Annotated in this window: 19 protein-coding genes; 5 read left to right on the top strand and 14 right to left on the bottom strand. The window is 56.1% G+C overall.

Annotation, left to right across the window (positions count from 1 at the left end):
* Nucleotides 1-101: 101 nt before the first annotated feature.
* From trmB to NWV12_RS18410, 3 genes are read left to right on the top strand one after another with little or no spacing between them, the layout of a single operon-like run.
* Nucleotides 102-821 (top strand): tRNA (guanosine(46)-N7)-methyltransferase TrmB, encoded by a 720-nt coding sequence (trmB, locus tag NWV12_RS18420; RefSeq protein ID WP_033146613.1) that lies wholly within the window; start codon nt 102-104, stop codon nt 819-821.
* Nucleotides 821-1147: a YggL family protein gene (locus NWV12_RS18415; RefSeq protein ID WP_014885198.1), complete on the top strand. Its 327-nt coding sequence runs from the start codon at nt 821-823 to the stop codon at nt 1145-1147. The genes trmB and NWV12_RS18415 overlap by 1 nt, the downstream gene beginning before the upstream one ends.
* 56 nt (nt 1148-1203) lie before the next feature.
* On the top strand, nt 1204-1920 hold the full coding sequence (locus NWV12_RS18410; protein WP_024906551.1) for a DUF2884 domain-containing protein: 717 nt from the start codon (nt 1204-1206) through the stop codon (nt 1918-1920).
* Nucleotides 1921-1981: 61 nt separating this feature from the next.
* Here the strand turns inward: NWV12_RS18410 and NWV12_RS18405 are convergent, their stop codons facing one another.
* The 6 genes from NWV12_RS18405 to NWV12_RS18380 form a co-directional block, all read right to left on the bottom strand.
* A complete protein-coding gene (locus NWV12_RS18405) occupies nt 1982-2344 on the bottom strand; it encodes an endonuclease domain-containing protein (RefSeq protein WP_075204767.1) in 363 nt (120 codons plus the stop codon).
* A 69-nt stretch (nt 2345-2413) separates the two neighbouring features.
* Nucleotides 2414-3550: a radical SAM family heme chaperone HemW gene (hemW, locus tag NWV12_RS18400; RefSeq protein ID WP_048979375.1), complete on the bottom strand. Its 1137-nt coding sequence runs from the start codon at nt 3548-3550 to the stop codon at nt 2414-2416.
* The gene (locus NWV12_RS18395; protein ID WP_048979374.1) at nt 3543-4136 is read right to left on the bottom strand and encodes an XTP/dITP diphosphatase; all 594 of its coding nucleotides are present in this window, start codon (nt 4134-4136) and stop codon (nt 3543-3545) included. The genes hemW and NWV12_RS18395 overlap by 8 nt, the downstream gene beginning before the upstream one ends.
* A 3-nt stretch (nt 4137-4139) precedes the next feature.
* Nucleotides 4140-4436, bottom strand: a complete 297-nt coding sequence (yggU, locus tag NWV12_RS18390; protein WP_023309131.1) for a DUF167 family protein YggU — start codon at nt 4434-4436, stop codon at nt 4140-4142.
* On the bottom strand, nt 4433-4999 hold the full coding sequence (locus tag NWV12_RS18385; RefSeq protein ID WP_023309130.1) for a YggT family protein: 567 nt from the start codon (nt 4997-4999) through the stop codon (nt 4433-4435). Before NWV12_RS18385 ends, yggU begins: the two co-directional genes overlap by 4 nt.
* Nucleotides 5000-5020: 21 nt before the next feature.
* Complete coding sequence (locus NWV12_RS18380) at nt 5021-5722, bottom strand: YggS family pyridoxal phosphate-dependent enzyme (protein ID WP_048979373.1); 702 nt, start codon at nt 5720-5722, stop codon at nt 5021-5023.
* Between the two features lie 17 nt (nt 5723-5739).
* Between NWV12_RS18380 and NWV12_RS18375 the strand changes: the two genes are divergently transcribed.
* Nucleotides 5740-6720, top strand: coding sequence for a type IV pilus twitching motility protein PilT (locus NWV12_RS18375; protein ID WP_101744680.1), 981 nt, complete (start codon nt 5740-5742; stop codon nt 6718-6720).
* Between the two features lie 10 nt (nt 6721-6730).
* Here the strand turns inward: NWV12_RS18375 and ruvX are convergent, their stop codons facing one another.
* The 8 genes from ruvX to metK all read right to left on the bottom strand — a co-directional run bounded on the left by ruvX (nt 6731) and on the right by metK (nt 13814).
* Entirely contained in the window at nt 6731-7147 is a 417-nt protein-coding gene (gene ruvX, locus NWV12_RS18370) for a Holliday junction resolvase RuvX (RefSeq protein WP_021242076.1), read from the bottom strand.
* Nucleotides 7147-7707, bottom strand: a complete 561-nt coding sequence (locus tag NWV12_RS18365; RefSeq protein ID WP_008499752.1) for a YqgE/AlgH family protein — start codon at nt 7705-7707, stop codon at nt 7147-7149. Before NWV12_RS18365 ends, ruvX begins: the two co-directional genes overlap by 1 nt.
* Before the next feature lie 87 nt (nt 7708-7794).
* On the bottom strand, nt 7795-8742 hold the full coding sequence (gene gshB, locus NWV12_RS18360) for a glutathione synthase (protein ID WP_029739222.1): 948 nt from the start codon (nt 8740-8742) through the stop codon (nt 7795-7797).
* 19 nt (nt 8743-8761) lie between these two features.
* Nucleotides 8762-9493, bottom strand: coding sequence for a 16S rRNA (uracil(1498)-N(3))-methyltransferase (gene rsmE, locus NWV12_RS18355; RefSeq protein ID WP_023309126.1), 732 nt, complete (start codon nt 9491-9493; stop codon nt 8762-8764).
* 51 nt (nt 9494-9544) lie between these two features.
* Nucleotides 9545-10252, bottom strand: coding sequence for a deoxyribonuclease I (gene endA, locus NWV12_RS18350; protein WP_048979370.1), 708 nt, complete (start codon nt 10250-10252; stop codon nt 9545-9547).
* 94 nt (nt 10253-10346) lie between these two features.
* Nucleotides 10347-10844 carry a SprT family zinc-dependent metalloprotease gene (locus NWV12_RS18345; protein WP_048979369.1) on the bottom strand — a complete coding sequence of 166 codons (498 nt, stop codon included), beginning with the start codon at nt 10842-10844 and terminating at the stop codon, nt 10347-10349.
* Nucleotides 10845-10902: 58 nt separating this feature from the next.
* Nucleotides 10903-12300: a galactose/proton symporter gene (gene galP, locus NWV12_RS18340; protein WP_023309123.1), complete on the bottom strand. Its 1398-nt coding sequence runs from the start codon at nt 12298-12300 to the stop codon at nt 10903-10905.
* Between the two features lie 359 nt (nt 12301-12659).
* Nucleotides 12660-13814 carry a methionine adenosyltransferase gene (gene metK / locus NWV12_RS18335; RefSeq protein ID WP_010435443.1) on the bottom strand — a complete coding sequence of 385 codons (1155 nt, stop codon included), beginning with the start codon at nt 13812-13814 and terminating at the stop codon, nt 12660-12662.
* A 663-nt stretch (nt 13815-14477) separates the two neighbouring features.
* Between metK and yqgB the strand changes: the two genes are divergently transcribed.
* Entirely contained in the window at nt 14478-14609 is a 132-nt protein-coding gene (gene yqgB / locus NWV12_RS18330; RefSeq protein ID WP_127341063.1) for an acid stress response protein YqgB, read from the top strand.
* Nucleotides 14610-14617: the final 8 nt, after the last annotated feature.

Raw genomic sequence — 14617 nt, 5'->3', positions numbered from 1 at the left:
GTCAATCTGCTGTAAACCGGATCTTTCCCATGCTTGCATAGAAGCCTTAACTTTGGATAATGCCCGTTTCCCGAACATTCTCACAAGCAGACAACTCCTTTATGAAAAACGACGTCATTTCACCGGAATTTGATGAAAACGGTCGCCCGCTGCGCCGTATTCGCAGCTTTGTCCGCCGTCAGGGCCGCCTGACAAAAGGGCAGCAACATGCGCTGGACAACTACTGGCCGGTGATGGGCGTTGAGTTCAGCGAGCAGCCTCTGGACTTTACCGAACTGTTCGGCCGCGAAGCACCCGTCACGCTGGAGATCGGGTTTGGTATGGGCACCTCGCTGGTGGCCATGGCGAAAGCGCGACCGGAGCAGAACTTCCTCGGTATCGAAGTCCACTCCCCGGGCGTGGGTGCATGCCTGGCAACGGCCCATGAAGAGGGCGTTGAGAACCTGCGCGTGATGTGTCACGACGCGGTGGAAGTGCTGCATAAAATGATTCCTGACAATTCTTTAACCATGGTTCAGCTCTTTTTCCCTGACCCGTGGCACAAAGCACGTCATAATAAACGCCGTATCGTTCAGGCGCCGTTTGCCGAGCTGGTGAAAAGTAAGCTGAAGCTGGGCGGTGTCTTCCATATGGCGACCGACTGGGAACCGTATGCGGAACATATGCTGGAAGTGATGTCGTCGCTGGACGGGTATAAAAACCAGTCTGAGAGCAACGACTATGTACCGCGTCCGGAATCGCGTCCGGTAACGAAATTTGAACAGCGTGGCCATCGTCTTGGTCACGGTGTATGGGACTTAATGTTCGAGAGGGTGAAATAATGGCAAAGAATCGTAGCCGTCGTCTGCGTAAAAAGATGCACATCGAAGAATTCCAGGAAGTGGGCTTCTCCGTTGCGTGGCGTTTCCCGGAAGGCACCAGTGTAGAACAGATCGATCAGGACGTGGATGCGTTCATCAATGACGTGATTGAGCCAAACAAGCTGGCCTTCGACGGTAGCGGCTATCTGGCCTGGGAAGGTCTGATCTGCACCCAGGAAGTGGGTAAATGCACTGAAGAACATCAGGCCCTGGTACGTAAATGGCTTGAAGACCACAAGCTCGAAGATGTCCGCGTCAGCGAACTTTTCGACGTTTGGTGGGACTAATAAAGCAGTAAGGGGCCAGCATTAGCTGGCCCATTTTGTCTGAGGGAGTGTTTAAGATGCGCAAAACGTTGCTGGCTGTTGCTTTGATGGCAACCGGATTCACCGCCCATGCGGATTATCAATGTAGCGTCACCCCGCGTGATGACGTGGTGTTAAGCCCGCAAACCGTGCAGGTCAAAGGCGAGAACGGCAATCTGGTGATTACGCCGCAGGGGAACGTCACCTTTAACGGCAAGCAGTACAACCTGACTGCCGCACAGCGTGAGCAGGCGAAAGACTATCAGGCCGATTTGCGTACCGCGCTGCCATGGATTAATGAAGGCGCGCTGACCCGCGTTGAGAAAAGCCGCGTCGCGCTGGATAAGATCATCACCAAAGAGGTGGGTGAGAGCAGCAATATGCGCACCCGCCTGACGAAGCTCGATAAGCAGCTTAAAGAGCAGATGAACCGCATTATCGAGACGCGCTCCGACGGCCTGACGTTCCACTACAAGGCGATCGATCAGGTCCGCGCTGACGGGCAGCAGCTGGTGAACCAGGCTATGGGCGGCATCCTGCAGGACAGCATCAACGAGATGGGCGCCAAAGCCGTGCTGAAGGGCGGCGGTAATCCGCTGCAGGGCGTGCTCGGCAGCCTGGGCGGCTTGCAGACCTCCATTCAGAACGAGTGGAAGAACCAGGAAGATGATTTCCAGCAGTTCGGCAAAGACGTGTGTAAACGCGTGGTGTCGCTGGAAGATAGCCGGAAGGCGCTGGTGGGGACGCTTAAGTAATTTCCCCTCACCCTAACCCTCTCCCCAAAGGGGCGAGGGGATGGTTTGCTCCCTCTCCCTTTCAGGGAGAGGGCCGGGGTGAGGGTTGCAGCATTTGCAGTATTTCAAGGATCTTTTCTAACACCGCCTCTTCGTTATTCCAGAGTTCGTTGTTCCAGAATCGAATGACATGCCAGCCTTTCTCGTTAAGCCAGCACGTTCTTTGACGATCGTATTCCTGCTTTTCATCATGTTGCCCACCATCCAGCTCAACAGCCAGATGAGCCGCGCAGCAGGCGAAATCCAGAATGTAGTGATCTACAGGATGTTGTCGACGAAATTTATAATTTTCGAAACGGCGGCTGCGCAGTAGATACCAAAGCCGTCTTTCTTCTTTTGTCAGCTCACGTCTGAGCTGTTTTGCATAAGAACGAGTAATTTTCATCCCCACACTCTGCCAGCCTTTCCCTCAGCCAGCAGAACGGGATGCAAAATCCTGAATCAGCCTTCAGGATTATTCGGCGAGGAACAGCTCAAGAAGGGAATTTAAGAACAGCTTGCCGTGCTCGGTGATCTGCCAGTATTCCTCGCTCTCGGTGAGATACCCCTGCGCCAGCGCCTCGTCGATCTGCGGGCGAATCACCGATTCCGGCAGCCCGGTGTAACGCGCAAATTCCGCGCGCGGCGCGGCTTCAAGCAGACGGAAGCGGTTCATAAAGAACTCAAACGGTTTATCCGCCGCCTCGACGTCGTGCTGACGCTCCAGGTAACGCCCTTCCATATACCCGCGCGGGTGGCGGGTTTTAGCGGTGCGCAGAATGCGCCCGTCCGGGAAGGTCACCTTGCCGTGCGCGCCGCAGCCAATTCCCAGGTAGTCGCCAAAGCGCCAGTAGTTCAGGTTGTGCTGGCACTGATAGCCCGGCTTCGCATACGCGGACGTTTCATACTGCTGATAGCCCGCAGCGGTTAGCAGCCTGTGACCCTGCTCGAAGATATCCCACAGCGCGTCGTCGTCCGGCAGCACCGGCGGGCGGGAACCAAACAGCGTGTTTGGCTCGATGGTGAGCTGATACCACGACAGGTGCGGCGGGTTCAGTTCGATCGCCTGGCGCAGGTCGTCCAGCGCCTCTTCCAGCGACTGATCCGGCAGACCGTGCATCAAATCCAGGTTAAAGCTGCGAAGGCCCAGCCCGGTCGCCAGGTTTGCCGCGCGCTTCGCCTCTTCCGGGCCGTGAATGCGCCCCAGACGTTTTAGCTTCGGTTCGCTAAAGCTCTGCACGCCGATGGAGATGCGGTTCACGCCCGCGCGCTGATAGTCGACAAAACGGTCGGCCTCAACGGTGCCGGGGTTGGCTTCCATGGTAATTTCAGCATCTGCCGCCAGGTTCAGGCGCGTACGCACGCCGTCCAGCAGCGTCTGCATCGCCGGGCCGGACAGCAGGCTCGGCGTACCGCCACCAATGAAAATGGTCTTAACTTCACGTCCCTGTGCGTAAGCGACATCGGCGTCCAGGTCGGCCAGCAGATGCGCAACGTAGTCATCGTGCGGCACTTCGCCCTTCAGCGCGTGCGAGTTGAAATCGCAGTACGGGCACTTCTGCACGCACCATGGGATGTGAATATAAAGACTCAGAGGCGGCAAATTAGCCATTACGCAGTGCTTCCAGTAACAGTTTCAGCGCGCGTCCACGGTGGGAAATCGCGCTTTTCTCTTCGCGGGTCAGTTCCGCAGCGGTTTTGCCCTCGGTCGGGACAAAGAAAATCGGGTCGTAGCCAAAGCCGCCGTTGCCAGCTGCTTCACGGGTAATCACGCCCGGCCAGCTGCCGTGGCAGACAATCGGCGTCGGGTCTTCCGCGTGGCGCATATAGACCAGCACGCAGTGGAACTGCGCGGTGCGCTGTTCGTCCGGTACGTCTTTCAGGGCGACAAGTAGCTTTTCCAGATTCTGCTGGTCGGTGGCGTCAACGCCGGAATAGCGCGCAGAGTAAATCCCCGGTGCACCGCCGAGAAAATCCACGGCCAGGCCGGAGTCGTCGGCAATCGCGGGCAGGCCGGTAATCTGCGCGGCGTGACGTGCTTTCAGGATCGCGTTTTCGATAAACGTCAGCCCCGTCTCTTCGGCGGACTCCACGCCAAGATCGGTCTGGGCGACCACGTCCAGCCCAAAATCATTTAATAGCGAGGCCAGCTCGCGCACTTTACCGGCGTTGCCGGTCGCGAGAACAACTTTCTGCATGGTTTAGTCCTGTTCTTTCAGAGCCGCGACTTCCGTCGGGATAGATTGCGGATTAAGGATTTTTACCTGTTTATGTCGCCCAAGTTCACCTTTTTCAATGATGACCTGGCTTTTGGCGACGCGAAACTGTTTTGCCAGATATTTGGTCAGATGCGCGTTCGCCTGGCCGTCAACCGGCGGGGCGGTGATGGCGACTTTTAACTCGTCGCCATGCAGCCCGACAATACCGTCACGGCTGGCTTTCGGCTGAATATATAGCCGCAAAACCAGCCCGTCAGCGCAGGTGCTTACGGCACTCATAGCGCCATCCACAGCCCCGGCAGCAGCATATCGCCCGTGGACTGTAACAGCTCAGCGATCCCCATGTTGACCACATAGAGCAGCAGAACCAGGATCATCGGGGAAAAATCGATGCCGCCCATAGACGGAAGCAGGTTACGGATCGGGCGCAGCAGCGGCTCGGCCAGTTGGATCAGCGCATATTCTACCGGGCTACGCCCCTGGCTTACCCAGCTCATGATGGCCATGACCAGCAGCACCCAGAAAATCAGCAGGCCGATGGTTTTGATTAAAATCAGGACCGCAGCAATCCAGATAATCGGCTGGAAGGTGATGACCATAAACAGCACGATCGCTTTGATAACGCTCAGAATAAACGCCACCAGCAGAGACGAACTGTCGATGGGACCCATCGCCGGGATAATGCGGCGCAGCGGTCCGACAACAGGTTGCGTGATTTTCACGACAAACTGCGAGAACGGATTGTAAAAATCACAGCGGGCCCACTGCATCCAGACGCGCAGCAAAAGCGCCATCGTATACAGCTCAAGCACTGTTGAGAGCAGGAAAGTCAACGTCTTCATGGCGTTCCTCAGGTTTCCTTATTATTTTGAGTAGTCGCGCGCACCGAAAATTGCCGTGCCGATGCGCACCATAGTGCTGCCTGCCGCGATGGCGGCTTCCATATCATCCGACATGCCCAGTGAAAGCGTGTCTACCGTGTTATAGCGCGCTTTAAGCGCCTCAAATGCTACAGCCATTTGCTGTGCCACGGCAAACTGCCTTTCATAACTTGACTCAGGCGCAGGAATGGCCATCAGCCCGCGCAGGGTCAAGCGCGGCAGTTCGGCCACCTCGGCGGCCAGCGCCTCCAGCTCGCTCAGCGCAATGCCGGACTTGCTGTTTTCGTCGCTGATGTTGACCTGAATCAGCACGTTGAGTGCCGGCATTTCTGCCGGACGCTGGTCATTCAGACGGGTAGCGATACGCAGGCGGTCGATGGTGTGGCACCAGTCGAAGTGCTCTGCCACCAGACGGCTTTTGTTCGACTGCAGGGGGCCAATAAAGTGCCACTGCAGATCCGTATTTCCCTGTTCCTGGAAGTAGCGAATTTTATCCACGCCTTCCTGCACGTAGTTTTCACCAAACGCCCGCTGGCCTGCATCAATAGCTTCTGCGATGGCGCTCGCAGGCTTGGTTTTGCTGACTGCAAGCAGCGTAATTTCTTCTGAAGCACGGCCGCAACGCGCTGCGGCGGCTGAGATTTTGTCCCGGACCTGTGCCAGGTTATGCGCAATGTCGTTCATTTTCCGAGGAGTAGTCTATGGATGTGGAAGAAATTGTGGCCCTTAGTGTAAAGCATAACGTCTCCGATCTACACCTGTGCAGTGATTCGCCACCGCGCTGGCGCAGATTAGGCCGGCTTGAACCCGCTCCCTTTCCGCCTCCCGATGTCGGAGCGTTATTAAAAGCGTGGCTCAACGATGAGCAGCAGGGAACATGGTGGGCAAAGGGCCAGGTGGATTTTGCCGCGACGGTAACGGGAGGCCAGCGTCTGCGCGGCAGTGCCTTTAAGCAGATGAGCGGTATCTCTGTGACGCTGCGGCTGTTGCCGCGTAGCTGCCCGCAGCTCGCTTCGCTGGGCGCGCCGAGGGTAATCCCGGAACTGTTATCCAATGACGCCGGGCTGATTCTGGTCACGGGGGCGACCGGCAGCGGCAAATCCACTACGCTGGCGGCGATGGTCGATTTTCTAAACCACCATGCTGACGGCCATATCCTCACGCTTGAAGATCCGGTGGAGTTTATCTACCAGAGCGAGCGTTGCCTGATCCAGCAGCGGGAGATAGGCCAGCACAGCCCGTCATTTGCTGAAGCGCTGCGCAGCGCCTTACGCCAGGATCCGGACGTTATTCTGCTGGGGGAACTGCGCGACAGCGAAACGATCCGCCTGGCGCTGACGGCGGCGGAAACCGGACATCTGGTGCTGGCGACGCTGCATACGCGCGGGGCATCGCAGGCGATTGAAAGGCTGGTCGATACGTTCCCGGCGCAGGAGAAAGATCCGGTGCGTAACCAGCTGGCCGGCAGCCTGCGGGCGGTGCTGGCGCAAAAGCTGATTCCCGATCTACAGGGCGGGCGCGTCGCGTTGTATGAACTGCTGGTGAACACTGCGGCGGCGGCGAATTTGATTCGTGAAGGGAAAACGTGGCAACTGCCCGGGATCATTCAAACCGGTCAGCAGGCAGGAATGCAGAACTTTGACCAGAGCCTGGCGGAGAGACGGGCGCAGGGGCGGCTGTAGGCCCCTGTGGTTAAAAGCCCTGTTCGAAATAGCTTTCGAGGATAATCACGGCAGAAGCGGAGTCCACGCTGCCTTTGTTGAGCGCCCGGAAGCCGCCGTGCTCAAACAGGCCCGCACGCGCTTCGACGGTGCTGAGACGCTCGTCGTGAAGCTTCACGGAGACGCCAAAGCGACCATGGATTTTATTGGCGAACTTACGCGCCCGGGCGGTAAGCGGCTGTTCTGTGCCGTCCATGTTCAGCGGGAGCCCAACAATCACGTCATCCGGCTGCCACTCTTTGAGCAGACGCTCGATAAGATTCCAGTCTGGCGTGCCGTCGTTGGCCTTCAGGGCCGTAAGCGGACGCGCGGTACCGGTGATGCGCTGACCCACGGCGACGCCAATGCTTTTAGTACCAAAATCGAAGGCCAGAAGCGTTCCGCTCATCAGGCGTGCCCCGCTACGCCAGGCATGGTCAGGATATCAATGCCAATCAGCTTTGCCGCGTCACGCCAGCGATCGGCGATCGGGGTTTTAAACAGGATATTCATGTCCGCAGGCGCGGTAAGCCAGGCGTTATCGAGGATCTCTTGCTCAAGCTGGCCTTTCTCCCACGACGAATAGCCCAGCGCCACCAGCACTTCAGAAGGCTGCTCAGCGGTGCCCAGCGTTTCAAGCACGTCGCGCGAGGTCGTGATAACGGTGTTATCCGAAATTCGAATACTGGAAGAGAATACCGGCGGCGTATGCAGGATAAAGCCGCGATCTTCTGCAAGAGGTCCACCCAGCATCACCGGTTTATCAAGCCGGATTTCCGGCAGTCGCGCTTCAGCCGGTATTTTCAGCTTGTCCAGAATTCCTTCAACCTGAAGATTTTCCAGTGGTTTATTGATGATAATACCCATCGCGCCGTCTTCATTGTATTCACAAATATAAACCACGGCACGGCGAAAAATCGGGTCCTGGAGAGCAGGCATGGCAATAAGAAAGTGATGCTGTAAATTCATTGTCAGAGGTACTGTTTCCTGGTTTAAAAAGCGACAACGCCCAGTATGGGGACAAACACAGGCGCTGTCACTAATAGTATTGTTAGGTTATTTCTGTAAACGTTTTTCGATAGCGTCCATCAGCATTCCGGTGATCGAAATCGGGAATTCCGCTTCAATTTCACGAATGCAGGTCGGGCTGGTGACGTTCACTTCGGTCAGACGATCGCCGATGATATCCAGGCCAACAAAGATCAGGCCTTTGGCTTTCAGCGTCGGGCCAACGCGGCGGGCAATTTCCCAGTCGCTTTCGGTCAGCGGGCGCGGCTCGCCGCGGCCACCGGCTGCCAGGTTCCCACGAGTTTCGCCACCCTGCGGGATACGCGCCAGGCAGTAAGGAACCGGTTCGCCATCTACCACCAGAACGCGCTTATCGCCGTCTTTGATCGCCGGAATATAGTTCTGTGCCATGCAGTAGCGCGTGCCCAGTTCGGTCAGCGTTTCGGCAATCACGCCAATATTCGGGTCGCTCTCTTTCACGCGGAAAATCGACGCGCCGCCCATGCCGTCCAGCGGCTTCATGATGATATCGCCGTGCTTCTGCCAGAATTCTTTCAGCTGCGCTTTGCTGCGGGTCACGAGGGTTTCCGGCGTCAGGTCAGAGAACCAGGCGGTGTAGAGCTTCTCGTTGCAGTCGCGCAGGCTCTGCGGCTTGTTGACGATCAGCGTGCCTTTCTCTTCTGCACGCTCAAGGATGTAGGTGCTGTAGATATATTCGGTGTCGAACGGCGGATCTTTACGCATCAGGATGACGTTGAGATCGGCCAGGGCAATATCCTGCTCGGTGCCGAACTCGTACCATTTGTCGTAGTTCTGCTCGACGTTAACGATGCGGGTGCGCGCGCGGGCTTCACCGTTGATCAGGTAAAGATCGTTCATCTCCATATAGTGGAGTTCATAGCCGCGACGCTGCGCTTCCAGCAGCATGGCGAAGCTGGAATCTTTCTTGATGTTAATGTTTGCGATGGGGTCCATCACGATGCCGAGCTTGATCATGTTCTTCTCCGTTAATGCTTCAACCCAGATCGCCAAACCGTACCTGTAGCGCGGTAATGGCCGTGAGTGCCGTTGTCTCAGTGCGCAGAACGCGAGGTCCCAACAGAATATCAGTAAACTGGTAACGTGCCGTCATCGCAATTTCGTCCGCCGACAGGCCGCCTTCGGGGCCAATCAGCAGGCGTACGCGCTCAACGGGCAAGGGCAGCGTATTGATGCTGGCGCTGGCGCGCGGATGAAGGTTGAGCTTCAGCCCACTTTCTTCTTCTGCACACCAGTCCTCCAGATCCATCGCCGGGCGGATCTCCGGGATACGGTTGCGGCCACTCTGTTCGCAAGCCGCAATGGCAATTTTCTGCCACTGCTGGATCTTTTTGTTCAGACGTTCCGCATCCAGTTTAACGCCGCAGCGTTCAGAAAAAAGTGGCGTAATGAGGCTTACACCCAGTTCAATGGATTTCTGAATGGTGAACTCCATTTTCTCACCGCGCGACATCACCTGGCCCAGATGGATGTGCAGCGGTGATTCCCGGTCATCCACTTCGCCACGCAGCACGTTAACGTGTACGCTTTTTTTATCCGACCGCGTGATTTCGGCGTCGAAAACCTGGTTCGAGCCGTCGAACAGCTGTATTGCCTGACCTGCGCCCATGCGCAGCACGCGGCCAACGTGGTTGGCGGCGTCATCAGACAGGGCGATTTCGCGGCCTGCGGTAATCAGTTCAGGATGGTAAATGCGGGGAATGCGCATAGTCAGAAATTCCATGTGTCATGCGATATAAGCGAATGGCCGTAGTGTAGGTTAGCTCTTTTGCGCCTGGCAAGCCCGCTGGACGTAAGGGTTGTGATTCCCCTGGACTCTGGCGATGCGTTCGTCGCGCTGGCATTCCCACTCCGTCACCGGGTACTGCTTGTCCCAGGCGTTGAACAGCTGCGTCTGCTGGCGGGAGAGGTTGAGGTCGTAACGGTCACGCATATAGAAGTAGGTGCGGGCAATGCTGCCGCGCGCGCGGGCAGGGGGCTCGGCGACTTTCTCTTTAAAATCAACCTTCATACCGCACTGGCCGTACTGGCCTTCGCCACCGTTCCACTGGCTGTACATGAAATTACCCCGGTCTCCGTTCACTTCACCTATGGCAGGCTGCAGGTTATGCATATCGCTTTCCATCTGGCGATAAACCGGATCTTTGGCGCAGTTTTTACGTCCGCCATCCTGCCAGCACTGGCGCTGATGGCCAAACTGCCAGGCCGGAACGACATGTTCCCATTCAATGCGGCTGGCGCGGTTTTCGTTTTTACGCACCTTATAGCCGCAGGACTCAAGGTCAACGACCCCTTTTTTACCCTGCCAGTTAATTTTACAGCCGCAGTAGAAATCGCCCGGCACATCGGCGTTCACCTTCACGCCTGCTGCCTTGGCCTGGGAAAAACTGTTGATACCGTCGGCCAGAGCATGGCCTGAGAGCGCCGTCGTCAGAAAAGCGACCGCGAGAGAAAAATTACGGGACATCTTACACTCCGTGTCAAAACGAGCCCGCAACGTAACGAATGTTGTTCCCGTATGCAATCAGTCAGATCAGGAAAGTTCCTGAAAGTTCAGATGATTATTCCGCAACCAGCGGCTCGCCGCATTTGACGCAGCGGTAGGTCGCCTCGCCGCGCACCACGCGATTATGGCGGCGGACGGTAAGCTGGTGCTGCTGACACTGGCAGCGGTAGGGGAAGGTATTGCGGCGCACCGATTCCAGCTCGAACTGATGGGTACGGCGTGCCGGAACGCCGAGCACCGCTTCCATCATCCACTTCCACTCCTTGCCGTGGGGCGCGACGCGTCCGAAGTGTTTCCACGCCAGCAGATGCGCCAGCTCGTGCGGTACCACTTCCTCGATAAACGCCTGCTGGTTTTCCATCATCAGCACCGGGTTAAGGCGGATCTCATAGGGCTCGAGCCAGGCGGTACCCGCCGCGGTGCCGCGCTGCTGATAAACGATCTTAGGTTCAGGGTAATTGCGGCCGAGCTTCAGGTTCGCCTGGGCGAGTTTTTCCCGCAGGCTGCGCATAACGGCTTGCTGAAGGGCGATGGGAAGACGGGGTGCTTTCATAGGGGCAGAGCATAAAGCGCGAAGCGGGGAGGCGCAAGAGGCGCCTCCCGCATGAGGATCAGTCGTGGGCGCCGATTTCGCGCAGCGGACGACCTTTCATCAGGTTACGTTCAATATGTTCCAGAGAAACGTGTTTGGTTTCTGGAACCAGCCAGATTGTCAGCACAATAAAGAAGATGTTCAGACCAGCGTAGACCCAGAAGGTGTTCGCGTTGCCCAGGGTATTGAGCATGGTCAGGAACGTTGCGCCGACGATCATGTTGGCAATCCAGTTGGTTGCGGTAGAGCAGGTGATACCAAAATCACGCCCTTTCAGCGGCTGGATCTCAGAGCACAGCACCCAAATCAGCGGGCCGGCGCTCATCGCAAACCCGACGATAAACATCAGCAGCATGCCGACCGCAAAGTACTGGGCGGTTGGTGAGTGAATGCCCACATGCATCATGGTACCGAGGACACCCATACCGGCCGCCATCACCAGGAAGCCCAGCGTCAGGGTTGGCTTACGTCCCCAGCGGTCCACCAGGCCGATGGCGATAAAGGTCGCCAGCACGTTGGTCAGACCCACGATGACGGTCCCCCACATCTGCTCGGTGGTGTTGGTATAGCCCGCCAGCTCAAAGATTTTTGGCGCGTAATACATGATGACGTTCATCCCGGTGAACTGCTGCATGACCTGAAGCAGCACGCCGAGGAACACCGCGCGGCGGAAGTTGCTGTTCTCTTTAAACAGCGCCCAGCCGGACTGTTTGACCTTCAGGCTTTCGCGGATCTCTTCCAGCTCGTTTTTCGCTTCGGCGCTGGTGTCGCGCAGGCGCATCAGTACGCGTTCGGCATCGTGGAATCGACGTTTGGCGGCAAACCAGCGCGGGCTGTCCGGCAGGAAGAAGACGCCAATCAGCAGCAGAATTGCCGGGATGATGATCACGCCGAGCATCCAGCGCCATGCGCCGCTGTAGCTAAACGCGGTATCGGAAAGGTACGCGCCCAAAATACCGATGGTGATCATGAGCTGATACATCGAAATCATACTGCCGCGGATTTTCTCCGGCGCGATTTCAGACAGGTAAAGCGGGGCGGTATAGGACGCCACGCCCACGGCCAGGCCGAGCAGCACGCGGGAAACCAGCAGAACCTCAACGTTAGGCGCAGCGGCAGAGAAGAGTGAACCGGCAACGAACAGGATCGCGCCGATCATCAGGCTCTTTTTACGCCCGAGCTTGAAGGAGAGCCAGCCGCTGCCGACGGCACCCACTGCGGCACCGAACATCATGGAGCTGACCACCCACTCCTGGGTGTGAGCGCTGATCTGGAACTCGTCAGTGATGAAAGGTAATGCACCGGCAATAACGCCGATATCCAGGCCAAAAAGTAATCCTGCCAGGGCGGCGAGGAAACAGACGAAGAATGTCATCGCCTTGTTGGACGTACGCCCCTGTTTTTTATTGTCAGGCATTATGCCCTCCAGTTGGGTTATCAGTTTTATTGATGTAAAGGGTAGGTGAGTGACCCGTAAAAATATGTGAGATTAATCACATAGGTGTAATCGGTTACACTAGCGTGCAACCGTAAAAATAATTAAAGCTTTGAAAATATAGAGGTAAACGAGGTGATATGCATCGCGAAAGAACACATTTCAGACTTAACTGAAAGAAGATGTAACAGCAGAAGAAAGGCGATCATGCAAAGAGAATATTCTGAAAGCGAGACGCATCCGGTGCGGTGTAATCGGTACCATATGTGCACCTTTGCGGCGCCACCAACAAAAAAAGGCCAGCCCGAAGGCTGGCCTTTTATCACGCAGATGTCAGTCGATTACTTCAGACCGGCAGCTTCACGCAGCAGGGCGGCTTTGTCGGTTTTTTCCCATGGGAAATGTTCACGACCAAAGTGACCGTATGCCGCGGTTTCTTTGTAGATTGGGTGCAGCAGATCCAGCATCTGAATCAGGCCGTATGGACGCAGGTCGAAGAACTCGCGCACCAGCAGCGTCAGCTGTTCTGAAGGCACTTTCTCGGTACCGAAGGTTTCAACCATGATGGAGGTTGGCTCAGCTACGCCGATCGCGTAGGAAACCTGGATCTCACAGCGGTCAGCCAGGCCGGCTGCAACGATGTTTTTCGCCACATAACGTGCCGCGTACGCCGCAGAACGGTCAACTTTAGACGGATCTTTACCAGAGAACGCACCGCCACCGTGACGCGCCATGCCGCCGTAGGTATCAACGATGATTTTACGACCGGTCAGGCCGCAGTCGCCCATTGGGCCGCCGATAACGAAGCGTCCGGTTGGGTTGATGAAGAATTTGGTCGCAGAGCTCAGCCATTCGGTCGGCAGAACCGGCTTGATGATCTCTTCCATCACTGCTTCCTGCAGGGATTTCTGATCGATATCTTCGGAATGCTGGGTAGAAAGCACTACCGCGTCAATCCCAACGATTTTGCCGTCGTCATACTGGAAGGTGACCTGGCTTTTCGCATCCGGGCGCAGCCACGGCAGGGTGCCGTTTTTACGCACTTCAGCCTGACGCTGCACCAGACGGTGTGCGTAGGTGACCGGTGCTGGCATCAGCACGTCGGTTTCGTTGGTTGCATAGCCGAACATCAGGCCCTGGTCGCCCGCGCCCTGTTCCAGCGGATCGGCACGGTCAACGCCCTGGTTGATGTCTGGAGACTGTTTGCCAATCGCGCTCAGAACCGCGCAGGAGTTGGCATCAAAGCCCATATCAGAATGCACATAGCCGATCTCACGCACCGTGTTACGGGTGATCTCTTCGATATCAACCCATGCGCTGGTGGTGATCTCACCGCCAACCAGAACCATGCCGGTTTTGACATAGGTTTCGCACGCGACGCGCGCTTTAGGATCCTGCGCCAGGATCGCATCCAGCACTGCATCGGAGATTTGGTCAGCAATTTTATCAGGATGTCCTTCTGATACGGACTCGGACGTAAACAGGTGTTTTGCCATGTTTTATTTCACCTAAGAGGAATTTGGTTAGCTCAAGCTGCTGTGCGGAATAGCCAAAGGAGATAATTCTACCAAGGCCTGCAGGTTTTTGACACTGGCAGTATGAGTGTTAATCAGTATAGATGGATTAACATCTGGACGGCTATTTTAGGTCACTTCTTCGCCCGATTTCCAGTTTTTTTTGACTAACCTCTCACTCAGTTGAAATTACGGCTGGCAATAATTCCTGACGGCCCCGGCAACACGCACATTTATCTTTTGCTTTTTACCCCTGTTCTCGGTATAAAACGCGGCGCGCGGCTCATATAAAATAAGCGCTCGATGAACTCATCGTGTCGCCACTTCCAGCCGGGTTAAGCAGTGAACTTTTAGCTTTGGCTTGTGGTCCGTTTCAGCAGAGGCGGCCGTGGAGGTGATACCAGATAATGAACCATCGTTTTCCGCACATTCAGCGCAGCCGTTCTGGCGCGTATTTGATTCCCGCAACCCGCATTTCTAGTCTGCAAACCTGCCGATGTTATACCCATCTCGGCGCTTCTCAGGATTCCAGGGCCGGTCACGCTTTGTGAAAACTGAACAAGGGCGCTCTTGTTAATACAAGAGTTTTCTCGTGGTTTCGCCGAACCTTGTCATACAGAGTTCGGATACGTGTTTTACAATGATATGAATAAGAAACCGGTCGCACGGTCTGGTTTTCAGCATACTCTGCTGGGAAACGGAGCCGTTTATGGGTTGTTATCGCCGTATAACGCTGCGATAGTAGTCAACTGTTTTACACTTATTACAAAGAGTTGAGGTTCGCT

It is taken from the genome of Enterobacter sp. Crenshaw, from assembly GCF_024734705.1.
Taxonomy (GTDB): Bacteria; Pseudomonadota; Gammaproteobacteria; order Enterobacterales; family Enterobacteriaceae; genus Enterobacter; species Enterobacter asburiae_B.
Note: the sequence above shows the minus strand (reverse complement) of the source record. Positions and strands in the feature narration are given on the sequence as shown.